The 25,677-nt window shown below is 47.3% G+C and carries 14 protein-coding genes and 1 pseudogene; 12 read left to right on the top strand and 3 right to left on the bottom strand.

Annotation, left to right across the window (positions count from 1 at the left end; translation table 11 throughout):
- Position 1 precedes the first annotated feature (1 nt).
- From MKX41_RS17780 to mtaB, 3 genes are all read left to right on the top strand, one after another.
- The gene (locus MKX41_RS17780) at positions 2-685 is read left to right on the top strand and encodes a site-2 protease family protein (protein ID WP_076284800.1); all 684 of its coding nucleotides are present in this window, start codon (positions 2-4) and stop codon (positions 683-685) included.
- Positions 686-963: 278 nt separating this feature from the next.
- On the top strand, positions 964-1,728 hold the full coding sequence (locus MKX41_RS17775; RefSeq protein WP_042190982.1) for an RsmE family RNA methyltransferase: 765 nt from the start codon (positions 964-966) through the stop codon (positions 1,726-1,728).
- A gap of 3 nt (positions 1,729-1,731) precedes the next feature.
- Complete coding sequence (gene mtaB, locus MKX41_RS17770) at positions 1,732-3,075, top strand: tRNA (N(6)-L-threonylcarbamoyladenosine(37)-C(2))-methylthiotransferase MtaB (RefSeq protein WP_340972269.1); 1,344 nt, start codon at positions 1,732-1,734, stop codon at positions 3,073-3,075.
- Between the two features lie 737 nt (positions 3,076-3,812).
- Here mtaB and MKX41_RS17765 read toward each other — a convergent pair.
- Both MKX41_RS17765 and MKX41_RS17760 read right to left on the bottom strand, forming a co-directional pair.
- Positions 3,813-4,139 (bottom strand): AzlD domain-containing protein, encoded by a 327-nt coding sequence (locus MKX41_RS17765; protein WP_339798048.1) that lies wholly within the window; start codon positions 4,137-4,139, stop codon positions 3,813-3,815.
- A pseudogene (locus tag MKX41_RS17760) lies at positions 4,130-4,657 on the bottom strand (AzlC family ABC transporter permease); the annotation flags it as partial. The gene MKX41_RS17765 and the pseudogene MKX41_RS17760, both read right to left, overlap by 10 nt.
- 263 nt (positions 4,658-4,920) lie before the next feature.
- Between MKX41_RS17760 and MKX41_RS17755 the strand changes: the two are divergent.
- From MKX41_RS17755 to MKX41_RS17740, 4 genes are all read left to right on the top strand, one after another.
- Complete coding sequence (locus MKX41_RS17755; RefSeq protein WP_340972265.1) at positions 4,921-7,149, top strand: hypothetical protein; 2,229 nt, start codon at positions 4,921-4,923, stop codon at positions 7,147-7,149.
- Positions 7,150-7,307: 158 nt separating this feature from the next.
- Entirely contained in the window at positions 7,308-7,868 is a 561-nt protein-coding gene (locus tag MKX41_RS17750) for an ECF-type riboflavin transporter substrate-binding protein (protein ID WP_042190972.1), read from the top strand.
- 110 nt (positions 7,869-7,978) lie between these two features.
- Complete coding sequence (locus MKX41_RS17745; RefSeq protein WP_340972262.1) at positions 7,979-9,685, top strand: ABC transporter ATP-binding protein; 1,707 nt, start codon at positions 7,979-7,981, stop codon at positions 9,683-9,685.
- A complete protein-coding gene (locus MKX41_RS17740; protein WP_340972259.1) occupies positions 9,682-10,512 on the top strand; it encodes an energy-coupling factor transporter transmembrane component T family protein in 831 nt (276 codons plus the stop codon). The genes MKX41_RS17745 and MKX41_RS17740 overlap by 4 nt, the downstream gene beginning before the upstream one ends.
- 52 nt (positions 10,513-10,564) lie before the next feature.
- Here MKX41_RS17740 and MKX41_RS17735 read toward each other — a convergent pair whose 3' ends face one another.
- Complete coding sequence (locus MKX41_RS17735; protein WP_076284792.1) at positions 10,565-11,551, bottom strand: Na/Pi cotransporter family protein; 987 nt, start codon at positions 11,549-11,551, stop codon at positions 10,565-10,567.
- A gap of 99 nt (positions 11,552-11,650) precedes the next feature.
- Between MKX41_RS17735 and MKX41_RS17730 the strand changes: the two genes are divergently transcribed.
- The 5 genes from MKX41_RS17730 to MKX41_RS17710 all read left to right on the top strand — a co-directional run bounded on the left by MKX41_RS17730 (position 11,651) and on the right by MKX41_RS17710 (position 25,637).
- A complete protein-coding gene (locus MKX41_RS17730) occupies positions 11,651-13,075 on the top strand; it encodes a class I SAM-dependent rRNA methyltransferase (protein WP_340972257.1) in 1,425 nt (474 codons plus the stop codon).
- A 290-nt stretch (positions 13,076-13,365) separates the two neighbouring features.
- Positions 13,366-16,878 (top strand): helicase-exonuclease AddAB subunit AddB, encoded by a 3,513-nt coding sequence (gene addB / locus MKX41_RS17725; protein ID WP_340972254.1) that lies wholly within the window; start codon positions 13,366-13,368, stop codon positions 16,876-16,878.
- Between the two features lie 2 nt (positions 16,879-16,880).
- Entirely contained in the window at positions 16,881-20,999 is a 4,119-nt protein-coding gene (gene addA, locus MKX41_RS17720) for a helicase-exonuclease AddAB subunit AddA (RefSeq protein WP_340974974.1), read from the top strand.
- A gap of 41 nt (positions 21,000-21,040) precedes the next feature.
- Complete coding sequence (locus MKX41_RS17715; RefSeq protein ID WP_339266598.1) at positions 21,041-22,222, top strand: exonuclease SbcCD subunit D; 1,182 nt, start codon at positions 21,041-21,043, stop codon at positions 22,220-22,222.
- Between the two features lies 1 nt (position 22,223).
- Positions 22,224-25,637, top strand: coding sequence for an AAA family ATPase (locus MKX41_RS17710; protein WP_340972251.1), 3,414 nt, complete (start codon positions 22,224-22,226; stop codon positions 25,635-25,637).
- Positions 25,638-25,677: the final 40 nt, after the last annotated feature.

Below are 25,677 nucleotides of genomic sequence, written 5' to 3'. Positions count from 1 at the left end.
GATGGATATATTACAAAATATAATTCGAGTAGATTTAGATCAGCTTCCTTTCCTGCTCATTACAATTTTAATTGCTTTTACAGTACATGAATTCAGTCATGCTTATTTCGCGAATAAGTTCGGTGACCCAACAGCAAGATTACTTGGCCGTATGACGCTTAATCCTGCTGTTCATTTCGATTTCTTTGGTATTTTGCTGCTGCTTGTTGCTGGCTTCGGTTGGGCACGTCCAGTTCCGGTAAACCGCGATAACTTTAGTCGTCCTCGTCTCATGGGAGTCATCGTGTCAGCTGCGGGACCAATCAGTAACCTGCTCTTAGGAATTATTGGTGCTATAATATACGGTGCACTTGCGGCAACTGGAGTTTTGGAGACGATCTCGAATGATCGCGTGCTTGAGGCTGTAAATCGGTTCTTTGGCGCTTTCATTCAATGGAATTTCTTCTTGTTTCTATTCAACCTTATTCCGCTACCGCCACTGGATGGTTATCGGATTGTGGAAGATATCGCCCCACGTTCGATCCGCGGCAAATTACAGCAATTTGAACAATGGGCTGTATTTCTCTTTTTATTGATATTGTTTATTCCCGGTCTACGGACGTATACGATTGACCCACTTGCCACGTGGGCTAGTGAAATGTCGATAACCTTTGTACAGCTGTCTCTAAGAATTTTTGGCAGCTAAGGCAAGGGATGAAGTCTGTTCAACCTTTGTCAAACATTGTATTATGTAATTTGATCAAAATTTGATCGTTAATTTTCGTCTGACCAAGCCTTATATTTCTTGAAGAAACGGGTGACGTTCTTATAAGGGCGACTAAGCCGTTTCTTCAAATATATGAAAGTATAAGTATCACTCTATACTTTATGACTTATATTTTTCGATTAAACGCTTACCGTCCTTATAAGGACGCCGAAGGCGTTTATACTTGTTACTGAATTTATGAACAGGATGATGATGAGATGCAGCGATATTTCGTTACACCGGAGCAGTTTGGTGCGGATACCGTGAGAATTGATGGGGAAGACGCCCGTCATATCGCTAAAGTGATGCGTGGTAAGGCAGGGGACAAGCTTATTGTTAGCGATGGTGTTTCCCGTGAGGCATTAGTAGAGATTGCGCAGATTGAAATTGGGGAAGTCACTGTGAACATTTTGGAGTCCCTGGAGATGACGCATGAACCTCGAATTAAAATTACAGTCGCTCAGAGCTTGCCTAAAGCCGATAAGATGGAAACTGTCATTCAGAAGTGTACAGAGATTGGTGCTGTAGGCTTTGTTCCTTTTCTGTCAGAACGCACAATAGTGCAATACGACGAGCGTAAAGAAAGCAAACGACTGGATCGCTGGCGTAAAATTTGTAAGGAAGCTGCCGAACAGGCTCATCGGAACATCGTTCCGTCTGTAGGGTCACCGTTGTCCTGGAAGCAGCTTTTGCAGACTTTTAGTGAGTATGATGCTGTTTATTTCTGTTATGAAAAAGAGGAAGGCTTACAGCTTCGAAGCAGCGTCGCTCCATGGTTAGCATCGCTTTCGCCGCAGTCTGGCGGGAAAGTTATGGTTGTGGTAGGTCCTGAAGGAGGTTTTACTCCGGAGGAATGCCTCAAGGCAGAAGAAGCCGGTGCAGTATCCGTAGGACTAGGACGGCGAATTCTGCGCTGTGAGACAGCGGGCATGGTTGCCGCTGCTTGTATATTATATGAATCTGGAGAAATGGGAGGAGCTTAAGAGATGCCATCCGTAGCGTTTTATACTTTAGGTTGTAAAGTGAATTTCTATGATACCGAAGCCATTTGGCAGCTATTTAAAAATGAAGGTTACGAGCAGGTTGATTTCGAGGGTCCCGCCGATGTATATCTGATTAATACTTGTACAGTAACTAACACAGGTGACAAAAAAAGCCGTCAAATGATCCGACGTGCCGTGCGCCGTAATCCAGAGGCCATCGTAGCCGTAACAGGCTGCTACGCACAAACCTCTCCTGGGGAGATTCTAGATATTCCTGGAGTTGACCTTGTCATCGGTAACCAGGACCGCGATCAGATCATGACACATGTGAAGAATATTGAAGCCTCACGTCAGCCGGTCAATGCTGTGCGTAATATTATGAAGACACGTGAGTTCGAAGAGATGGATGTGCCAGGCTTTGCGGATCGGACGCGTGCTTTTATGAAGATTCAGGATGGTTGTAACAACTTCTGCACCTTCTGCATCATTCCATGGTCGCGTGGACTTTCCCGCAGTCGTGATCCAAAAAGCATCGTAGCTCAAGCGCATCAATTGGTAGAAGCAGGGTATAAGGAGTTTGTACTAACGGGTATTCATACTGGTGGTTACGGTGATGATCTTGATAATTACCGTCTAGCCGATTTACTGTGGGATCTAGATAAGGTAGATGGTCTGGAACGAGTGCGTATCAGTTCTATCGAAGCTAGTCAGATTGATGAGAAGCTGCTTGAGGTGCTGAACCGTTCCTCCAAAATGTGCCGTCATCTGCATATTCCGTTACAAGCCGGTCATAATGATGTGCTGAAAGCGATGCGCCGTAAATATACGACAGAAGAGTATTACGCCAAAATGCAATTGATCCGCCAGGCGATGCCAGATGTCGGGATTACCACTGACGTTATCGTTGGATTCCCGGGTGAGACCGATGAGATGTTCCGTGCCGGATACGATTTCATGAAGGCTGTAAATTACTCGGAGATGCATGTATTCCCTTATTCCAAGCGGACAGGTACTCCTGCAGCGCGGATGGAGAATCAGATCGATGAGGAGATCAAAAATTTACGCGTGCAGGAGCTGATTGATCTATCCGAAGAAATGCAATTAGCATATGCCCGTAAGTTTGTAGGACAGACGCTAAGTGTGATTCCGGAAAGATCCGCTAAAGGAGCTCCGGGCCGCAATATCCAGCATGGATTCAGCGACAACTATTTGCAGGTCTTCTTTGATGGAGAGGATTCACTTCAAGGAGAACTTTGTGAGGTGAAGATCACCGAAGCTGGTGTGAACGAATGCCGAGGCGAATTGGTCGGGGTTAGTCAGAGCGGTCTTAAGCTGGCTGTTCGTTAAGGAATAGACGTTAGTTAAAAGACAGCAAAGGAGCAATTCTCCCGTTAATGGAGAGTTGCTCCTTTGTGTGTTTGGCGTTAGCTGAGAAATGCAACCGCATAGCAGAGGAATAGCTGCTACATGGGAGAGGTATAGCTCTCTCCTATCTTGCGGTTTTCTATGGAGATACCAGCATACTTTTTAGTCATTTGAGCATACTTTCGGACTCCAGGGACAATATTCTTGGAAAAGTGGTACATATATTAGCAGTGATTTTGTAAAGAAGCCCAAAACAACGCCCATATCGCCCAGAAGGCGCGAAAGGTGAAAAAGAGGGGTATAAATCCCCCAGATATCGCCCGGAAGGCGTGAAACGTGAGAAAGAGGGGTATAAATCCCCCAGATATCGTCCGGAAGGTGTGAAACGTGAGAAAGAGGGGTATAAATCCCCCAGATATCGCCCGAAAGGCGCGAAACGTGAGAAAGAGGGGTATAAATCCCCCGATATCGCTGAGAAGGTGGTGCGGAGCGCCTGAAAGAGAAGCTCTTGCTTACAATCACTATAAATGACTTGTACTAAGTCATCTTTTTAACTCTTTTATGGACGAAACTGGCATGATGAATCCTGATTGTTACGCAGAAATAATGCAGCTATTCCTGATAACGAATTCTTACGAGTAGCGCCAAGAAGTGGTCAGATAAGAGACGGGGGGAGCAGCAGCCACGGTAACTCATTGCTTTTGGGGTCCCCTGCATGATCAAAAAAACATCCGCAGGATCATGATCGAAACAATCCCAACCAGTACAGTTCCTAGCAAACTCCGGGTCTTAATAGCGATCCAAAAAGTAGGGATTGCCGCAAAAAGCTCAACGTTATTAGCAATAGGCGAGAATTTTCCATCATTTAAGAGGATCTCCTGACCTATTAGTGCCGCCATAGCAGAGATAGGAACATAATTTAACCAGCGCATTCCCCATTCAGGCAATTCGAATCGGCTTAGAATCATTAATGGAACCACCCTTGGTATGAAGGTTACCAAAGCCGCCCCTAGAATAATCAAAAATACATCCCATCTCACTTCCATTTTTCAAGCACCATCCCTACTGTTGACGCAATGACCGTTGCAATAATGACACCCACACTACCGGAGAATACGAAGGAGCTAGCTACAGCGATGATTACTGCTAGGATTGCGACAACTAAATCAAGTTTTATTTTATTACGATCAATCATGGAAATAACAAGGATGCCAATGAACATGGCAGGTAAAGCAAACTGTAGACCGAATTGATCTGGATCAGAAATCCACTGTGCCAAAAAAGCTCCTGCTATATTCGCAATAAACCAATTTAAATAGGCAGTGAGATTAAGGCCATGCATCCATTTTTCACTGATTTTTTGCTTATTCACTGTTTGATTAATAGCAACTCCAAAGGTCTCATCTGTCAGCAGGGTTCCAACCAGCATGTTTCTCAGTGGGGTGAGATGCCGGAAATAAGGTGACAGAGCTGCACTAAGCAAAATATGACGAAGATTCACGATAAATATCGTAACGATAATAGCAACAGGTGAGCTGCTTACAGCTAACATTCCAGCAGCTATCCTCCTCTTTTGGAGTAGGGATTGTCTCTAGTTGAAAGTTCTCTAAACTCATCATAGCCCCCTTGGTTCAAAAAAAGAATGTAGTAGCTAGCATATTACTTCCTAATATATTGATCAACCTATCACCTGATTATCTAGTCTGAAAGTCCTGAATTTGGCTTTATGGAGTTATAGGGTAAACACTTGGTGTACAATTGTCGATATAAGTAAAAGAGTGTGGGGATAAACCACCAAACGACATTATAACCTAAGGGAGAGAACAAATGACTGTGTACAGGAAAATGACGAAAATGCTCCTCATCATGATATTGTTAGCTACTGCGGTTTTTCCGGTAAGTGTCTTTGCAGCTGCCGGCGATATCAACTCGATTGAGTTTGAAAGCTCAGCCAAAGTGCAGCTTACGGTTGGACAAACGCCAAAGCAACTGAAGGTATATGCGAATGTGGAAGGGTCCTCCTCCAAAAGAGATGTGACCGGTGCAGTGGTATGGAATTCTTCTAACACTAACGCTGTAAAAGTAGTAAATGGCTTATTGACTCCAATAGATAGCGGAAAGGCTATTATTACAGCTACTTATAATCATGCACTCGCTACTATAGAAGTAGAGGTTTCACATCCGATCAAAGAATTGAAGCTTGAATATAGCTCCGAAGGGAACTATAAATTGGGTGACGAAGAGGATAAACTGTTGGTCAAAGCCAATGCGATTGGTGGCGAAACAGCGACTTCTGCCAAGGATGTAACGGCTGATACCACTTGGAGCAGCTCCAATACAAGCGTATTGACGATTGCAGAAGGTAAAATCACACTGGCGGGTGAAGGTACCTCAACCATTACTGCCAAATACAAGGATCTAACAGCAACCTTTAAAGCTGTAGTCAAATTGCCTTATTCTGAAATTGAGCTTAAAAATGATAAGGGTATCGTAATTAAGGAAATTGAAATGCTCGTTGGCGATAATCCGGTGAAAGTAGCTGCGTTTACCAAAGAGACTACAAAGACGACCGCAAATGATATTTCAGAGAAAGCGGAATGGTCATCTTCTAATACAAGTGTCGCTACTGTAGACAAGGGAGAAATCAAAGTACTGTCCGCAGGAAAAGCTGTAATTACAGTATCTTATCTGGGGATTACACAAACTGTGGATGTATATGTACGTGCTCCTTACGAGGCGTTATTGCTTACTCCATCAGGCGATCAATTCTTGTTTATGGGTGAGAGCTTGAACGTTAAAGCAGAAGTTAGAGATGCTGCGAATTCCACTCCGAATGTATCCAGTAGTGCAGTATGGAGTTCGGACAACCAACTCGCGGCGACGGTTACTGCGGGTACTGATGCTGCAGCGATCACCGCAAAAGCAGTGGGAACATCGGTTATTAAAGCAGAGTACAGAGGGATTAATAAAAGCTTTAAGTTGACGGTATATCCTACGATTACTGAGTTGGAAGCTGATAAAAAGGAACTGGACATGTACACAGAGGATTCCGTTAGTTTGCCAAAGGTCAACGGAACTAAGCTAGATGGAACGAAACTGGATCTCAGTCAAGAAATCGAGTGGACTTCTGCCAACGATGAGATCGCCACCATCAAAGATGGCAAGCTCGTTGCTGAAAAGGCTGGTACTGTTAATATTGTCGGCAAAATAAAATCAGAGAATCCTACCTCCTCCAAAGCGGCTATCCGGGAAAAAAGTGTTGTAGTGAGTGTTACAGTTAAAGATAAGGTTCATATTTTGCTCGGACCAGAGGAAAACGTTGTGATTGTTACTGGTGAAGAGAAGGCTGTTCCTGAAGTCAAAGCTGTGATGGAAAATGGGAATGAACTCGATGCTACAAGTACTATGGAATGGGAGATTACCGGTACGAATGCAATTATCAAGACAACCTCTTCCGGCAAGGTAATCAAAGGTCTGGTGAAGGGTTCTGCCACTTTAAAGGGAACCTACGCTAATAAGACTATTAGTATCCCGGTTACTATTGAACAAAAGGTTACTAAAATTGTTGTAGAACCGAATGCGATTGAATTGAATATTAAAGGTTCTAAATCCATAAAGGTAACGGCTTACTACTCTAATGGTAAGACGGGGAATATCTCCAGCAGCATGAATTGGGAGTCCTCGAATGAAGCAGTTGCCACGGTTAAAAGTACATCTGTTAAAGCCATAACAGAAGGAACTGCGACGTTATCAGGTTCTTACCAAGGGCTCGCTGCTAGTGTCAAAATTAATGTAGTTCCTAAGCTAATGAAGTTGACTGTCAACGAGAATAGACTGAAGATGGCTCCAGGAGCTGTTCAGAATGCAGTTGTGATTGCGCAGTATGATACAGGGAAGACCGCTATTGTTACTGGAAGTGCGGCGTGGACTAGCTCTAAGCCTTCTGTAGCTAGAGTATCTGCTAGCGGCCAGATTGTAGCTGTGAGCAAAGGAACGGCATCCATTAAAGGAAAGATTGGCACCAAGACAGTGACGGTAACCGTTACTGTGAAATAGATAAAACAAATCATATAATAACTCTATAAGTGGTCTGGGTCTGCAAAGCCAACATTAATGTTGCTTTGCAGATTTTTTTATTTTAATCTATATTAATTCCGACTATTCCGATGTATAATTACATAAAATAAAAGAGAAGCGTTGGGGGAGATGAAAATATGGCAAAACAAAAGGTGTTATCGATTAAGACGATTGTTGCGATTGGTATCGGTTCTGCTTTATTCGTTATTTTGGGCAGGTTCGGTTCGATTCCATCCGGAATTCCAAACACTAACATTGAGACTACATACGCTTTACTGGCATTGTTCGCACTGTTGTACGGTCCGTTTGCCGGATTACTCATTGGCCTGATCGGACATACACTAAAGGATGCGATTTTTTATGGTTCCCCTTGGTTCAGTTGGGTGATCGCTTCTGGAATTGTTGGGCTCGTTGTTGGTCTGCTTGTGGCTAGAATTGGGATTCATGACGGGGAGTTCGGGCGAAAGGAACTGATTCGTTTTAATCTGGCCCAGATTGTAGCAAACGCAATCGCCTGGTTCTTAGTAGCACCTGTACTGGATATTCTAATCTATGCAGAACCAGCGAATAAAGTATTCACACAAGGACTTATCGCCGGAGCATCCAATATAGTCACTGTAGCAGTGATTGGCTCACTACTCGCAATTGCATATGCAAAGACAAGAACGAAGCAAGGCAGCTTGACCAGAGAAGCCTGAGTAGCATATAATCCAAACCAAAAGCCGGTGGAGATCACCGGCTTTTTTATGGCTGTAAAACATATAATGGAAGTGAAATTCTTCAAACGAAGCTAAGAGGAAGGTCAAGGATGAAAAAAGCAGTGATTGAATTTAAGGATTTTAGTTTTCAATATCGAGCACAGCAGGAGCCTACACTCACAGATATCAACTTAACGATTGCCGAAGGGGAGAAGGTACTTATTGTGGGACCCTCTGGTTCTGGAAAAAGTACACTGGCTCATTGTATAAACGGACTCATCCCTTTTGCCTATAAAGGTGAAATGTCTGGGTCATTGCGAATTATGGGTCTGGAGCAGAAAGAACTTAGTATTGCGGCATTGTCGGATCAGGTCGGGACTGTACTACAAGACCCGGATGGACAATTTGTTGGATTAACGGTTGGTGAGGATATCGCCTTCAGTCTGGAGAATCACGCGGTTCAACAGGCCGAAATGATAGAAAAGGTAGTGGCTGCGGCAACAGCCGTGGATATCCACGAATATTTGGGAGCGTCACCTCAGGAATTGTCAGGTGGTCAGAAGCAGAAAACAACCTTAGCTGGTGTTCTAGTTGGTGATGTGGACATCCTGTTGTTTGATGAGCCTTTGGCAAACTTAGATCCATATACCGGCACAAAAGCGATTGAGCTTATTGACCGAGTGCAAAAAGAGACCGGTAAAACGGTTATTATTATCGAGCACAGACTCGAGGAAGTACTTCACCGTGCGGTGGACCGCATTATTGTGATCCATGACGGACGCATTGCGGCGGATATGCCAGCCGCTGAGCTATTAAGCACTCGCTTACTTTCAGAAGTAGGTATTCGGGAACCTCTCTATTTAACGGCTTTAAAGTATGCAGGATGTACGATTGCATCAGATATGAATCCACAGCATATAGATGAAATTCGGCTGGACTCTTGCTCCAGCAAGCTTGAGTACTGGTATGATAATAATAATTCGCAGCAGGATAAACGTGAGAGTCTACCTATCCTTGAGTTACATGATGTTTCATTCGGTTATGAGAAGAGCAGACCAGTACTTCATAAACTTAACCTTCTTATTCATAAAGGAGAAATGGTCTGTATAGCTGGGAGAAATGGTGCCGGGAAATCCACGGTATCTAAGCTTATCTGTGGCTTTTATAAGCCCACTTCCGGTTCGATATTGATGAACGGAAGGGATATTGCCAAGGATACGATTAAGGAGCGGGCAGAGCGGATCGGTTTCGTGATGCAGAATCCTAATCATATGATTTCTAAGACGCTTTTATATGATGAGGTTGCGCTAGGCCTTAAATTACGAGGGGTGTCCGAGGAGATTATTCGTGAGCGAGTGCATCATGTTTTGAAAATATGCGGTCTATACGCTTTTCGTAGCTGGCCCATCTCTGCGCTCAGCTACGGTCAGAAGAAACGTGTGACTATTGCATCTATTATGGTCCTGGAGCCGGAAGTGATCATATTAGATGAGCCGACTGCAGCACAGGATTATAGGCACTACAACGAAATGATGGAATTTCTTTTGATGCTTCGGGAACAGGGAATGACGGTCATTATGATTACGCATGATATGCATCTTATGCTGGAGTATGCCGATAGAGCTGTAGTGTTGTCTGATGGTGTTAAGCTTGCTGATGATAGCCCTGAGCGAGTATTAACCAATATAGAAGTAGTGAAGAATGCTAATTTGAAAGAGACCTCACTATTTACATTGGCTATGAAGGTCCAATTGGATCAGCCAGAAGAGTTCGTAAGAAGATTTATTGCATGCGACAGGAGGAGCCGGGGCGGATGAAGGCCACAATGTTAACTTTTACGAAGCAAGATTCACCTATTCACCGTCTTACAGGCGCTACTAAGCTGATTTTATTTATAGTGTGGTCTGTGACAGGGATGATTACATATGATACAAGATGTTTAATAGTGATGCTATTATTTAGTTTGATTGCCTTTAGAGTCTCTAAAGTTCAATTTCAGGATTATGCTTTCGTACTATATTTTATCCTGATCTTCTTTGTGCTTAATCATATAGCTATCTTTATTTTTTCTCCTTTGGAAGGTGTAAAGGTTTACGGTTCACGTCATGATATTGTTCATCTTGTAGGTCGGTATACCGTTACATATGAGCAGCTATTCTATCAATTAAATATTGCCCTTAAGTATGCAGTAGTCATTCCCATGGCACTGTTGTTCCTTCTAACGACAAATCCTAGTGAGTTCGCAGCGTCTTTAAACCGGATTGGTGTGAATTATAAAATTGCATATTCTGTATCACTTGCGCTGCGGTACATTCCGGATATCCAAAGAGATTATGAGAATATATCGTTCTCTGCTCAGGCACGGGGAATAGACATCTCTCGAAAAGAAAAGCTGCCTAAGCGGCTTAAAAATATCATTTCGATTCTAATGCCCTTGATTCTGACTAGCATTGAGCGAATTGAGAATATTAGTACGGCTATGGAGTTACGTGGCTTCGGAACTAATAGAAAACGGACTTGGTACAGCAGACGTCCGTTCTCAAGAAATGACTATATTGCTTTAATCTTATTCGCTCTGATCGCAATATCTTCGACGGTAATCACTTTTTACGATGGATCGCGGTTTTATAATATTTTCGATTGAAGTATAATAGTACAGTTGTGGAAAGTTTGGGATCAGGCGTTACAGTATATTGTTACGATTGAAGACGTTTCTCCAGTCTTGACCATACAGGCAGGTAACATAATGGCAGTGCGATTAGCGAGCATACTACATTAAAAATAGTCTGTGCATGGGCGATTTGTGAGGCGGCTCCTCCGCCAATCCATGCAGCAGTTGCTTGTAGGGGCCCAATAAGAGGTAGGAACAGTAGCGCACCGCCTACATTGAGCGCAACATGCGACCAAGCGACGAAGACGCCGGAAGATGAGCCGCCGATGGAAGCAATGACTGCCGTGACGCAGGTACCGACATTAGCACCGAGCACGATGGCTATGCCGAGCTCTGGCGGCATGGCACCCGAGGCGGCAATACCCATGGCCATGGCTATAACTGCTGCGCTGCTATGTAACAGGGCAGTTAAGCAGGCACCTGCGGCGAGTCCCCATAGGGCACTTGTGGCGGCATGATTCAGGAACCAGAGGAATAGGCCACTCTCTTGAAGAGTTCCGCCGATGGATTGCATGACTGCGATTCCCCATAAGACTAGGGCGAATCCTGATACAGCCAGGCTGATGAATTGCAGCGGCTCTGATATTTTCCGGCACAGTGCTACCGCCCGTGACGTATGTGGTAACTCGCCTGCTATAACCGCAGCTGCCCACAGACTCAGCGAGGCAGCCAGCAATGGAGAGGCCATGGAATTGATCTGAAGTCCGATCAGTTCTGTGGTCAAAGTAGTGCCGATGTTGCTACCTAAGATAATGCCTAGTGTACGAGCATAGGTGAGCAGGCCGGCATTCACCATACCGATCGTTAGCACGGTTACAGCCGTGCTGCTCTGAAGCAGGGCCGACAGCAAGCTACTGGCAATCATTCCTTTGATTGGTGTAGAGGTAGCCTTATTAAGGCTTCTAGTCATCAGAGGGCCTGCGAGCTTGGACAAGGCTGTTTCCATTAGCTTCATGCCAGCCAGAAAGATAATAAGACCATATATGATAGGGAAAAGCAGTTCACGGAACATAGGGCATACTCCTTTGGACGAGGGTTGTACACCAATATATGAAAGTAACAAGTAGGACATGTATAAAATCATTTTTAGAGAAACAGGGAGTTGAAGTCATTGGCATCGGTTATTTTAGAACGCAATCGCAAAAAAAGATTAGAACAGGGCCATCCATGGGTCTACGCAGGTGAAGTTGCATCAGTTGAAGGAAACCCAGAAGCAGGGGGATTAGTAGATGTCCTAAATCATCAAGGCCGTTTTTTGGCCGTGGGCTATTACAATCCAGCATCGCAAATCAGGGTGAGAATTGTATCGCAGGGACCACTGGCGATCATGGATACAGCTTTTTTCGTAGAACGGTTTACGAATTGTCTGCACCATAGAGAACGTTTCCTCCCTGGGGCAGATGCATATCGTTTGGTTTATGGTGAGGCGGACTTTTTGCCAGGGCTTATTGTGGATCGGTTCGGGGATATTCTGGTTGTGCAACTCCTTACACTCGGAATGGACAAGCGCCGTACAGAGATTGTTGAAGCACTTGTACAGGTTATGGCACCGCGTGGTATTTATGAACGCAGTGATGTTAGCGTGCGCGAACTGGAAGGGATGGAGCAAACTACAGGTGTGCTGTACGGGGAATGCCCACGTCATGTTACCGTAAGTGAGAATGGCCTTAAGCTGGTAGTAGATATCGAAGAGGGCCAAAAGACAGGCTACTTCTTTGATCAGCGTGAGAATAGAGCATCTATTGCCCCACTCATGAAGGGCTGGGGTGGACGAAGTGGCATTACGCTGCAAGAAATCGAAGCAGAAGATGGCTCGTTACAAACTTTGCCGGTAAACAAGAGTGGTAAACACGTAACCTTCCCTTATTGGGATGGTGCTACAGTGCTGGAATGTTTCTCGCACACAGGCAGCTTCACTCTGCATGCTTGCAAGTATGGTGCGAAAAAAGTAACCTGCCTTGACGTTTCCGCTCATGCCATAGAGAGTGCCAAAGTCAATGTGGAGCTGAATGGTTTTAGTGATCGAGTGGAATTTGTAGTGGATGATGCTTTTGCCTACCTGCGCAATCAGGTAAAAGGTCTGGAGGAACGTTCGGAGCGGGCGACGATTGCAAGCGGAACGGAATCAACAGTAGCGTCTACAAATGCTAAATCCGGAGGCAAAACAACCAAAACGGATACCTCCAAACCGATGACAGCAGGTGGAGGTAAAACTTGGGATGTAGTTATCCTAGACCCTCCAGCGTTTGCGAAAACTAAAAGTGCAGTAGCAGGTGCTTGCCGTGGTTACAAGGATATTAATCTACACGGCATGAAGCTGGTGAACGAAGGCGGATATTTGGTTACTGCAAGTTGTTCTTACCACATGCAGCCGGATCTATTCCTTGAGACAATTGCCGACGCAGCTAAAGATGCAGGTAAAGTATTGAGACTTGTGGAATGGCGTGCAGCAGGCAAAGACCATCCGCAGATTCTAGGCGTTAACGAAGGACACTATCTGAAGTTTGCGATTTTTGAAGTGCGGAGTAAGAAATAAGCTGGCTGTTCATATAGACAATGGATGTTGATCCGTAAAAGGAATCTTTAAACAAGGATTCCTTTTACGGATTTTTTGCTATGTTCTGAAAAAAGTTGAAATCGGGATTTACAAGATTGTTATTGTAAATCATTAGAAAATACTAGCAAACGCATGTTCTGATTTGTGCAGTTATGCTATACTGAGGGGACGAGGAACGACTGAACTTTTTCATTTGAACATTATCAAACGGTGAGTATTTCACCTTGTATCTTATACATTTTCTCCGCTACGGAAGGAGTCTATCATTTATGTCGGTAACCTTTTTACTAGGCCGCTCTGGTAGTGGCAAGACAACAAAAATATGGGAGTCTATTTCTTCTTCATTAGAGAAGGAGCCTCTTGGCGCGCCGATCATTATTCTTGTACCGGAACAAGGTTCCTTTGGAGCAGAACGGGGGCTTTTGACCGTAGGGAATGTGAAGGGAAGCATTCGGGCGCAGACACTGAGCTTTTCTCGGCTTGCCTATCGAGTGAAACAGGAAACTGGAGGCAGCGCTAGTCTGCCGATCAGTGAAGAAGGTAAAAAGATGTTGATTTACAAAATCATCAGTCGCCGTAAAGAGGAACTGAAATTATTCGGTGCCTCTGCAGACAGACCGGGTTTTGTCGAACGGTTGAATCAACTGCATACGGAGATGAAGCGTTGCTGCTTGGCTTCCTCTGATTTAGAGGAGCAGTTATCCGCAATGCGAGGCGCTATTGCAAGAAGTCCTATTCTTGAAGGCAAGCTGGATGATTTACAGCTGGTATTTAGCGATTTAGAGAAGGAAATGTCACGCCTCTATATCGACGAAGAGGATCGTTTAGCGGAACTAGCTGAGCATATTACTGATTCCTCTTACATTCGCGGGGCGGAGATTTGGGTAGATGGGTTCCACGGCTTTACCCCACAGGAATTCGTAGTGCTTCGAGAATTGATGCAGCAAGCATCGAAGCTGACCGTGTCCCTTACACTTGATCGTTCGTATCCCTATGGAGATCAGTTGAATGAGCTTGAATTGTTTCACCCAACTGCGGTTACTTACATTAAACTGCGTGGAATAGCTGAAGAGCTGGGCATTGATGTGTGGGACGAGCTTCTGGAGCCAGCGGTTCTTCCGCGTTTTGAAGAAAGTCCTGTTCTTGCTCATCTCGAAAGGGGATATGACCGCCGAAAGGTCTGGATGGGTGCAGATGAACTGGCAAATGAAGCGATATCTATAGGCGCAGCAGTTTCTCACAGAGCAGAGGTTGAGGGAGCACTGCGTGAAATGATCAGACTGGCGCGAGATGAAGGTGCAAAATATGGTGAAATGGCCGTATTGATGCGTAATATTGGAGATTACGAGCAACTGATTAAACCGTTGTTCCAAGATTACGGAGTACCTTTTTTTCTGGACCAGAAGGTAAATGAGCTGCACCATCCATTGGTAGAGTTTGTACGCTCCGCATTGGATGTGGTGCGTCGACGCTGGCGCTTCGAGGATGTATTCCGCTGTGTAAAGACAGAGCTTTTGCTACCGCTGGACGGTAGTATTACGCGTGAGGATATGGACGCCTTAGAGAATTATGTGCTGGCTTGTGGGATTCAAGGGTATCGTTGGACGGATGGCCGTTCATGGAAAGGGATTCCTAGCTTGTCGCTGGAAGGCGGCAGACAGATGGATGAAGAACTGCTTGCTACAATGGAGCGATGCCGTGCTAGTATAACGGGACCTCTATTTGCTTTTGAGAAACGGATACAGAAGAGTAGAAGCGGCCTTGAACTATGTACCGCAGTGTACAGGCTGCTTGATGAGACGGATGTTGCCCGAAAGCTGGAGAAACTTAGTGTCGGTGCTATGGAGAAGGGGCAACCCGAGAAGGCTAGAGAACATAGTCAGCTGTGGGGTGCAGTGCTTGATCTGCTAGATCAGATCGTCGAGATGATGGGCAACGAGAGACTTGAATTTGATGTGTTCACCGGAGTCCTAGAGACAGGACTTGCTGAGCTTAAGATGGGACTTGTTCCTCCCGCGCTCGATCAAGTACTGGTTGGTAACATGGATCGGACTCGACCAACGGGAGTTAAATACGCTTTTTTGCTTGGATTTAATGAAGGTGTTGTGCCTGCGCAGTTTAAGGAAGATGGAATTCTCTCGGAAGGCGAACGCTCTGTGCTTGAGAACGCCGGTATGGAGCTTGCTCCTGGTGCTTCTCGTAAGCTGCTGGACGAGCGGTTTTTGATCTATAATGCGCTAACGACAGGAAGTCGAAAGCTCTGGATTAGCTACGCCACTGCTGATGATGAGGGCAAGGCGCTTCTTCCCTCTGAGGTAATCCGTCATTTGCATAGAATGTTCCCAAGTGTTCATGAGCACAGCTTGGCAGCACTTCCACCTGCAGGACTACTAGAAGAAGTCAGAGATTCCATTCACCTCGGTTACATTGGTCATCCAGAACAGAGTCTTCGTGCATTGATTATGCAGCTACGCCAGTGGCGCCAGGGGACGGAGATACCTGAATTATGGTGGGATGTGTATAACTGGTTCGCTGCTGATGATATTCGTAGTCTCGAATTGAAACGTCTGCTCAGTTCATTGTTCTACCGTAACGTGGGAACGAAGCTAAAACGTGGAACAAGCCTTAGATTGTACGGTGGATCGACACTGCGAGGCAGTGTGTCCCGGATGGAGAAGTTTGTTGCTTGTTCCTTCTCCCATTTTGCATCTTACGGACTTAGACTGAAGGAACGCCAGCTATATAAGCTGCAAGCACCTGATATTGGACAACTGTTCCATGCTGCGTTAAGTGACATGGCGGTAAGACTGAAAGAAGAGGGCCGCGGCTGGGGAAGCTTGTCTCCAGAGGAATGTCGGCGTGAGGCAAGTGAGACGGTAGAACGTTTATCGCCGATGCTGCAGGGTGAAATTCTGATGAGCTCTAAACGTTACGGATACATCTCACGCAAGCTGAAAAATATTGTTGGACGTGCTTCTGTAATTCTGGGCGAGCATGCCCGCCGAGGCAGCTTTGAGCCGGTAGGGCTGGAGCTGGATTTTGGACCGGATAAGGAGTTGCCTCCTTTAAGAATTACGCTGCCGAATGGCTGTGTGATGGAGGTTGTTGGACGGATTGACCGTGTAGACATGGCCCGAGGAGAGAATGGAATTCTTCTGCGGGTGATTGACTATAAATCGAGTCAAAAAGACCTCAAGCTGCACGAGGTGTACTATGGATTATCGCTACAGATGCTGACCTATCTGGATGTGCTGCTTACGTACTCGGAGCAATGGCTCGGGCAACCGGCGCTTCCAGCAGGAACACTGTATTTTCACGTACATGACCCACTGTTAACCTCATCTAACGGGATGAACAAGGAACAGGCAGAACAAGAATTGCTGAAACGCTTCAAGATGAAAGGACTGCTTACAGCAGACCGCGAGGTAGTATCCCTGATGGATACGACTTTAGACAAAGGGTATTCTTCTATCGTGCCTGTAGCAGTAAAAGCTGATGGCAGTTTTTATAGTAGTGCTTCTGTAGCTACACCAGAGCAATGGGGACACTTATTATCATCCGTTCGGGGAACGATCTCGGATATCGGGACACGCATTACGGAAGGTGATGTGGCGATTGAGCCATACCGGATTGGGCAAGAGACAGCCTGCACATTCTGTTCCTTTAGACCCGTCTGCCAGTTCGATGAAGCCGTGGAAGGCAATGGCTACAACAATCTGGGTAAGCCAGGGAAGGACGTTATTTGGGATCTGCTGTCCCGCAAAGGAGGAACTACACCGTGAGTATGAAGTCTGAAATAGAAGCGAAACCGGAAGGAAGCATATGGAGTGATGACCAGTGGCGCGCCATCGCTGAGAGCGGTGATGATATTCTCGTTGCCGCGGCGGCAGGTTCCGGTAAGACAGCGGTACTTGTAGAACGGATTATTCGCAAAATCAGCAAGGAAGAGAATGGCTTTAGCGTAGATAGATTGCTAGTAGCTACGTTTACCAAAGCTGCTGCTGCCGAGATGCGCCAGCGGATTAGGGAAGCACTAGATCGGGAGCTTGAGGAGAATGGAGAGAATGACCATTTACGCCGTCAGCTGTCGTTGCTCGGGAAAGCCTCGATTACAACACTACACTCCTTCTGTCTGGAAGTGATCCGGCGTTATTATCAGATTATTCCTATAGATCCTGGTTTCCGTATCCTGAACGAACATGAAGCAGAGATGATGCGGCAGGAGCTGCTTCAAGAGCTGCTGGAGGAAAAATACGGTGAAGTAGGTGAAGATGGCGCGGATAGTGTATTTGTACAGCTTGCTGACTGGTTCAGTGGTGAACGAAGCGATGATGCGGTACATGCGCTCATACAGCGACTGCATGATTATGCCCGCAGCCATCCTTGGCCAGAGCAGTGGCTTCGTGATACCGCAGCTGATTTCTCATTACCAGACACAGATAGCTTAGGTCGAACTCCTTGGGTGCTAAGTATTCTTGAAGAAGCGAAGCTGACCCTTGCGGGTGCAGCCAGTCAGCTTATCCAAGGCCGGGAGATCGCGCTACAGCCGGGTGGTCCGGCGCCTTATGCCGAGAATTTGACGACTGACCTTGAGATGGTAAATGCATTGCAGGAGGCTGTGAATGAACGGCCATGGGCAGATTTATATGATATTTTCATGGAAGTATACTTTGGAAAATTGAAAGCTTGTAAGAAGGATTCGACAGATCCTGGACTGCAGGAAATGGTTAAAGAACTGCGCGATAGTGTGAAGAAGAGTATTTTAGATCTTCAGAAGGCATTGTTTGGCCGTCCTGCAGATGTTTTTTTGAGAGAACTGAACGAGGCGGCTCCTCTTATGGCAGAGCTTGCTGAGACGGTGATAGCGTTCGGTGAACGTTATCGAATCGAAAAAGCAGGACGGGGTCTCGTCGACTTTAGTGATTTGGAGCATTATTGTCTGCAAATTTTGCGCCATCATGATTCTCTACCAGGCCATTCCCTGCCTTCTGATGCAGCGATGGAGTACCGTGCCCAATTCGATGAGGTCCTGTTAGATGAATATCAGGATACGAATAGTGTGCAAGAAGAGATTGTGCGGCTTATCTCCCGCGAAACACCTGGTAACCGATTTATGGTCGGAGATATGAAGCAAAGTATTTATCGGTTCCGCCTGGCAGAGCCGGGGCTGTTTCTGGATAAATACCGTAGCTTTGGCTCTAAGAATGCCGGAGGTGGCAGTAATACAGTTGGCGAATCCGAGTTAAGCGAGTTATCTGAGAAGCCTAATGAATCGTCCGGCGGTTCGGTTATCGATCTAGCCCGTAATTTCCGTAGTCGTATGGAGGTTGTCAATGCCGTAAATATGATTTTTCGGCAGATTATGAACGAGACAGTGGCGGAGATTAATTATGACGAGCGTGCTGAGCTTGTGTATGGAGCGAATTTCCCGGGTGCAGCAGAGAAGGGGCCAGATACTTTTTTTGCACCAGAGCTATTATTGATCGATCGCGGAGCGGCAGCAGGTAAATTAGAAGAGACTGAGGACGGTGAGACTCCACTTCAGGAAAGTGAAGCTATTGAAAGTGAGACTGCGCAACTGGAAGCACGGGCGATTGCTCGCCGCATTTTACAGATGACTGGCCTGAATGGCGGAGCTCCGCTGCTGATTTATGATAAAGGACTTAAGATTATGCGCCCAGTGATTTATGGTGATATCGTGATTTTGCTTCGTTCGGCGAGAATATGGACCCCTTTAATTATTGAAGAGCTTCGGATGGAGGGAATCCCTGCTTACGGGGATCTGAATAAAGGCTATTTTGAAGCTACAGAAGTAGAAATTGCACTCTCACTCTTAAAAATAGTCGATAATCCTCAGCAGGATATTCCACTCGCTGGTGTGCTTCGTTCACCTGTTGTTGGTTTAACTGAAGAGGAACTGGCTAAAGTTCGGATGTACAGCCATGGTTCTTTCTATCGTGCTGTACAAATGGCAGCAAACATGCAAGATGCAAACGAAGCTGAGGAAGAATACGATCTTTTCTCGGCTCATGTGATAGAAACAGCAAGTGCAGCGGAAGAGAAAGTTACCTCAGATAATAATGATGAAGTCATTAATGAGGTGGAATCTGGAAGTGGAGCTTTACCGCAAATCAGCCTAAAGCTGAAGCAAAAGCTTAAGAATTTTCTAGAACGGCTTGAAAGCTGGAGAGATGCGGCTAGACAAGGCAGTCTCAGTGAGCTGATCTGGCGTATTTATGGTGAGAGCGGCTATCTGGAATGGGTTGGAGGCTTGCCTGGAGGCTCACAGCGACAGAACAATCTTAAAGCTTTGTATGATCGGGCTGTTCAATTTGAGAATGATACTGCGGCGCGTGGGTTGTTCCGTTTTCTGGTGTTCATTTCACGGCTTCGTGAGAATGGCGGAGATCTTGGTGTAGCTGGTAGTGGCGGTGAAGAGGGCAATGGGGTCAGAATTATGACCATCCATAAATCCAAAGGCTTGGAATTCCCTGTTGTTTTTATAGCGGGCATGGCGAAGCAGTTTAATCGACAGGATTTGCATTCTCCTTTCCTGATGCACAAAGAGCTTGGCTTCGGGCCACGTTTTGTGGAGCGGGAAACACGGGTCAGCTACCCAACGCTTCCTTATTTGGCTATTAATCGTCGTACACGACTTGAATTATTGGCTGAGGAAATGCGGGTATTATATGTAGCTTTAACTCGTCCGAGAGATAAGATGATTCTAGTCGGTACCGTAAGAGATTTACCACGGAAAATTGCTAGCTGGAGCAGTGTGCAGAATCGGGATGAGCTACTGCTTGCTGATCATTTACTAGCCCGGGGTCGCAGCTATCTGGACTGGGTTGGACCGGCATTGATCCGGCATCCGGCGGCGGCTATTCTTCGGAAGCTAGGCGGCTCTGAAGGTACCGTCTCGACAGTGCTTCACAGCGATGTCTCGAACTGGAGCATCAGTGTGCAGAATGCTTCCGAACTGAATTCCGGGGCGTTCCTTCCTTCGGATGACTCAGAGGACAAAGCAGAAGAACGTCAATCTGTACTCAAGGCGCTGCAAAAAGGTGAATCTGTAAGCGTCTATGGATCAGTGAATAGCGATGAAATTGCTAGAAGACTAGAATGGCCTTATCCGTTTGCGGCTGCCTCTGGTATTCCGGCCAAAACCTCTGTTACAGAGTTAAAATCTTTGTTGTCGATGCAGGACCAGCCTTCTTATGATCTTCTAGAGGAAGGTGGCTATCCTGTCACCTCAACAGAAAACAATAAACGCACAGATGTGGCAGGAGCAGACAGTCTGCACTTGCGGCGTCCGAAATTTATGGAAAAGCGCAGTCTAACCCCAGCGGAGCGCGGGACAGCCTTCCATACGGTTATGCAGCATATTCCGCTGGAGGGTTCTGTTGATCCTAAAGTTGTGGAAGAAACATTAGCCCGTTTGCAGAGATTAGCTATTCTTACTGCTGAGCAGGTGGAGGCGGTAGCCCCTGATCAGATAGAGACTTTTTATGCGAATGAACTTGGTCGTAGATTAATAGATTCTTCTTGGAAGCTTAGAGAAATGCCATTCAGTTATATGCTTCCCGCAGGCGAGGCTTATATAGGGCTCCATTATATGAATAAAGCCGTCTCAGAGCTAAGCCATGGAAATAATAATGAAGGCTTTAGTGAAGGAGTGCTGATCCAAGGGGTGATTGACTGCCTGTTCCGCGAGGAGGACCGGATTATTTTGTTAGACTATAAGACGGACTCTGTTTTAGAACATCAGGGTGGGTTAGAAGCGCTTAAGGAAAAATATCGTTTTCAGCTAGAGTTATACAGCAAGGCATTACATGATATTTTGGGAGAACCGATCAGCGAGATTTGGCTGTACTTTTTTGACGGCGGACATGCTGTGAAATTATAAATCTATTCATTACCGCATAGGAGCGGGGAAAGAGGACGAAGATGCGGATATTGCACACGGGAGATTGGCACCTCGGCCGAACGCTGGAAGGAAGAAGCCGGCAGAAGGAGCAAGAGCAGTTCATAGATGAATTGGTGGAGATCGCCGATTTTCATAAAGTGGATTTGATAATGATGGCGGGAGATGTGTACGATTCCGTTAATCCACCAGCGGCTTCAGAACAACTATTCTATGAGGCTGCCGCAAGGCTGACTTCAGGGGGCAGGCCCCTTGTTGTGATCGCCGGAAATCATGATCAACCGGAGCGCGTATCTTCAGTTTCACCGCTTGTACTAAGGCAGGGGATTACATTAGTGGGGCTTCCTACCTCAGAGCCAGTGACTGTTCATGCTGCACGCACGGGTGAGATCGCCAAAATCGCAGCTCTTCCTTATCCCTCCGAGGCGCGTCTCGGTGAACTGCTTGCAGGAGATAGCGGAGAAGAGGAGCTTCGACTGGCTTATAGTGCACGGGTTGGCAAGCTCATGCAGCTGTTGGGACGGGAATTCACGCCGCAGACTGTAAATTTGGCGATGAGCCATATTTATGTGCTTGGTGGTGTGGAAAGTGATTCGGAACGTCCAATTCAAGTGGGCGGAGCGTATACCGTTGATCCTTCTGCTTTGGCTTGTGGAGCGCAATATACTGCACTAGGTCATCTTCATCGCGCACAACGTGTCAAAGGGGAAGGAATGATCCGTTACAGCGGATCTCCGCTGGCATACAGTTTTTCTGAAGCAGGACAGGCTAAATCGGTGACGCTGATTGATGTTGCGCCGGGTGGCGAGCCAACCTTTGAAGAGATTTATCTTCGCTGTGGGCGTCCGCTTGTAAGATGGAGCTCCACTGGTGGATTGCAGGAGGTATATAACTGGCTGGATGAAGGTAGAGATGCTTCTGCTTTTATAGATTTGGAGATTCGGCTTAGTGAAGCCATGTCGATGAATGATATTCAGCGCCTGCGCAAATCACGCGAGGGGATCATTCATATTCGTCCAATCTACCCGCAAATGGAGATGGAGCTCGAACAAACTGCCCGTTCACGAATGCCGGTGCAAGAATTGTTCCGTAAATTCTATCAGCGTCAGACAGGTGGAGCAGAACCGGAGGATAGCTTGATAGAGCTGTTCTTACAGCTAACCGAAGAAGAACGGCGTCAGCCGGAGGAAGGAGAGGAGAACTAAGGTGAAGCCTATTCTATTAAAAGTAGCAGGATTACAGAGTTATAGAGAAATGCAAGAAATAGATTTTGAAAGTCTGTGTGAGACGGGTCTGTTTGGGATTTTTGGACCTACGGGCAGCGGCAAGTCTAGCTTGCTGGATGCTATTACTTTGGCGATGTACGGGAAAGTGGAACGTGCCGTTAATGGAACACAGGGGATTATGAACCACTCTGAAGATTCACTCAGCGTGGCGTTTACCTTTGAGCTCACTTCTTCCGTGGGGGCACATCGTTATCGTGTTGAAAGGAAGTTCAAGCGGACTGGTGAACAAACTGTCAGCAACACGATTAGCCGTTTCATTGAAATCACACCTGACGGTGATAATGTTATGGCGGATAAGCTCGCAGATGTTACACGCTGTGTGGAGGAGCATATCGGTCTAAAAATGGATGACTTCACGCGAGCGGTTGTATTGCCGCAGGGGAAATTTGCCGAATTCTTATCACTTCGTGGCGTAGATCGTCGGCAAATGCTGCAACGCCTGTTCCATCTGGAACAGTATGGCGATCAGCTTGCGATTAAGCTTAGTCGCCGGGTGAAGGAGAATGAGGCTGCGCTCCGCGCGCTGGAAGCGGAGCAGCAGGGTCTTGGCAGCGCAGGCAAAGGGGATGTAGAGGCAGCGGCGGAGCGCCTCGAGCAGGCCACCCTTTATGCTGCGGAATGCCGCCGCAAACTGGAGGCGGCGCTGCAGGTCTCGGAGCGTTTCGCGCGTATACGCGAGCTCCAAGAGGAACGGACCCGCCGCGAGTTGCAGCGGCAGGGGCTGCTCGCCAAGGAGGAGGAGATTCTCCTCCTTGAACAGAAGCTCGGCCAAGCTGACGAGGCCGAGGCAAGGCTTCCCGCGCTGAAAGCATGGCGCAGCGCGGAAGAAGCCTTTAAGAGCCGATTGGCCCGCGCGGAGGGCCAAGAGGTGCTGGCCGCCGCTGCCGAGCAGGAGGCGGCGCGTGCCGCTGCCGTCGCGGCTGCTGCGCAGGCCGCGCTTGCGGCGGAAGAGCCGGCCCTCCGGGAGAGGGCCGACATCTACCGCCGCGCGCTCGAGCTCGAGTCCGAGCTCGGCGGCCTGCGGCGCGAACTCGCGGCTCTGCGCGAGCGCCGCGAAGAGGCCTCCCGCAAGCTGGCGGAGCTGCGGGAGGGCATGGCCCGGGAGCGTGAGCTTTTGGCCAAGGGCCAAAAGCGCCAGCAAGAGCTGCAGCAGAGCTTGCAGCCGCTCGGTGTCCGCTCCCAGGAGCGGCAGTCTCTGCAAGAAGCGATGCAGAGACTGCAAGGGCTGCACTCCGCCGAATCCCAGTGGGATAAGGCGGAGAAGGAGCGCCGCGAGCGTGCCGCTGCACTCGCGGCTGCGCAGGCGCGACTCGCGGAGGCCGAGGGCCGTCGTGAGCTGCAGGAAGCTGCTCGCGGGCAACTGATCCGCGAGGCGGCGCTGCATCAAGAGAAGCTGCTGGCGACAGAAGAAGCTGCGCGCGCCGCAGCGGAGCGCCTGGAGCAACATGTCAGCACTTTGGAAGCGGCTATGAAGGATCAAGAGCTTCACAGATTATCGTTAGCACTAGCTAAGGAGCTGGAAGAAGGACAACCCTGCCCTGTATGCGGCAGCGAGCATCATCCTTCACCTGCATTATTGCAGGATAGCTTAGAGCAACAAGAACTGGAAATGAAGCTTCAGCAAGTCCGAACATTGTCTAGACGGGCTTTGGAAGCTCGTCATCTGTTCCGTGGTCTTCGTGAACAGGATCAAGTATGGCTGGAGCAGGTATTTGGAAATGAAGTCATCGAAGCGGCAAATCACCCTGCAGCTGCAGGTTCAGAAGTAAGTAGTGCAGTTACTTCCACCGATTTAATCATTCCAGATGAAAAAGCCTTGGCAGAACTTGAAGCTGCACATTTGGGATTAAAAGGACAGTCAGGTGAAGTACGCCGAACTGCGGTACAGTGGCAGCAATCGATGCAGGAGGTCCAGCAGCTGTGCCTCAAAGAAGCGGCAGCTGTCGCAGGTGAACGGAGCTGGGTAGAAGGAATTGCTGCCAAAGCTGAGGAACTCAGCACCCAGCTAACGGCTCTACGGCAGAACTGGACACAGCAGTTCCCGGATCTGGCACCTGGAGAAGTGGAACAAGCTTACCGTGATCTGTTAGCTAAGGATGCACAAGCTGAAGAAATTAGATCTCGACTTGATATCAGTGTCAAGTTTCTGGAGGAGAAAAGTGCTTCAGTACAGAACCTTCAAGAGACCATAACGGGGCTGGATAAAGAGCTGGCTCAGTGGATCACACAGATCGAAGGCAAGGAAGAATTGCAGCGTGAAAAAGAACAGCGTCTACTGGAGTGGACGAATGGTCGTGCTGCTGCTCCTCTTCTAGCGGAATGTGAAGGACGTCTGCAGGAATTGTTAACTGCTCTGGAGACAAGCAAGCAGTCACATCTCGCAGCGGCGGAGAAGGCTCAGCATGAGGTTAAGGAAGCAGCGATAACTCGCCAGGCTGCGGAATCTGCGCGTGAACATTACGTAGCAGCTACCAGTCATTGGGAACAAAGCTTGGCTTCTTCACCGTTTAGTTCAGCCACTGAGGTTGAAGGAGCAGCGCTCACATCCGAAGCAAGGGAAATGGCTTATTCCCGCGTACGTGCTCATCGTGCCGAAGAAGCTGAGGTCTCGTTGCAACTGCGTAATATTGAAGAGAAGCTTGACGGAGCCAGCTTAAGTGAAGAAGAATGGCAAGAAAGTCAGGGGATCTTAAGAGAAAGCAAGGCTGAGGATGAAGTATCTCTTCAGTCAAGAGCACGTGCAGAGCGTGATCTGGAGGACCTGCGGCATCGACATATTCGCTGGATGGAGCTCGAAGCTAAGCGGATTGAGCACGCTTCTATGCAAGATCAACTCTCCAAACTACAGACGGTCTTACGTGGGAACGCCTTTGTTGAGTACATTGCTGAGGAACAATTGATGCAGGTGTGTCAGTCCGCTTCCCAGCGGCTTCGATTCCTGAGTAAGCAGCGTTATGCATTGGAGGTTGATTCGGGTGGCGGCTTTGTGATCCGTGATGACGGGAACGGCGGGGTGAGAAGACCTGTCTCAACCCTGTCTGGCGGAGAGACCTTCCTAACATCCCTTTCGCTGGCACTTGCTCTTTCAGCTCAGATCCAGCTGCGTGGGCAATATCCGTTGCAATTTTTCTTCCTAGATGAAGGGTTTGGTACTCTCGACCCAGAGCTGCTGGATACAGTGATTACTTCACTTGAAAGGTTGCATAATGACCAGCTGTCTGTCGGTATTATCAGCCACGTTCCAGAGCTTCGTGCAAGGTTGCCGCGCAAGCTGGTGGTAGTTCCTGCTGAACAAGGTGGAGGGGGATCGCGTATCCTTTTGGAAAAAATGTGAAGCATTTTAAACTGTGTGATCGATATCACAGATACAGCAT

Origin of the sequence: Paenibacillus sp. FSL R5-0475 (assembly GCF_038004585.1) — a bacterium.
In the GTDB taxonomy this organism is placed as follows: domain Bacteria; phylum Bacillota; class Bacilli; order Paenibacillales; family Paenibacillaceae; genus Paenibacillus_AQ.
This window is presented reverse-complemented; position numbering and strand designations above follow the sequence as displayed.

What these genes read in the sequence shown, in the direction of transcription:
- MKX41_RS17765 (WP_339798048.1), bottom strand. Translation starts at nt 4,139, where the DNA reads ATGGAAGTGAGATGGGATGTATTTTTGATTATTCTAGGGGCGGCTTTG.
- addB (WP_340972254.1), top strand. Translation starts at nt 13,366, where the DNA reads ATGTCGGTAACCTTTTTACTAGGCCGCTCTGGTAGTGGCAAGACAACA.
- MKX41_RS17740 (WP_340972259.1), top strand. Translation starts at nt 9,682, where the DNA reads ATGAAGGCCACAATGTTAACTTTTACGAAGCAAGATTCACCTATTCAC.
- MKX41_RS17745 (WP_340972262.1), top strand. Translation starts at nt 7,979, where the DNA reads ATGAAAAAAGCAGTGATTGAATTTAAGGATTTTAGTTTTCAATATCGA.
- MKX41_RS17755 (WP_340972265.1), top strand. Translation starts at nt 4,921, where the DNA reads ATGACTGTGTACAGGAAAATGACGAAAATGCTCCTCATCATGATATTG.
- MKX41_RS17715 (WP_339266598.1), top strand. Translation starts at nt 21,041, where the DNA reads ATGCGGATATTGCACACGGGAGATTGGCACCTCGGCCGAACGCTGGAA.
- addA (WP_340974974.1), top strand. Translation starts at nt 16,881, where the DNA reads ATGAAGTCTGAAATAGAAGCGAAACCGGAAGGAAGCATATGGAGTGAT.
- mtaB (WP_340972269.1), top strand. Translation starts at nt 1,732, where the DNA reads ATGCCATCCGTAGCGTTTTATACTTTAGGTTGTAAAGTGAATTTCTAT.
- MKX41_RS17780 (WP_076284800.1), top strand. Translation starts at nt 2, where the DNA reads ATGGATATATTACAAAATATAATTCGAGTAGATTTAGATCAGCTTCCT.
- MKX41_RS17775 (WP_042190982.1), top strand. Translation starts at nt 964, where the DNA reads ATGCAGCGATATTTCGTTACACCGGAGCAGTTTGGTGCGGATACCGTG.
- MKX41_RS17750 (WP_042190972.1), top strand. Translation starts at nt 7,308, where the DNA reads ATGGCAAAACAAAAGGTGTTATCGATTAAGACGATTGTTGCGATTGGT.
- MKX41_RS17735 (WP_076284792.1), bottom strand. Translation starts at nt 11,551, where the DNA reads ATGTTCCGTGAACTGCTTTTCCCTATCATATATGGTCTTATTATCTTT.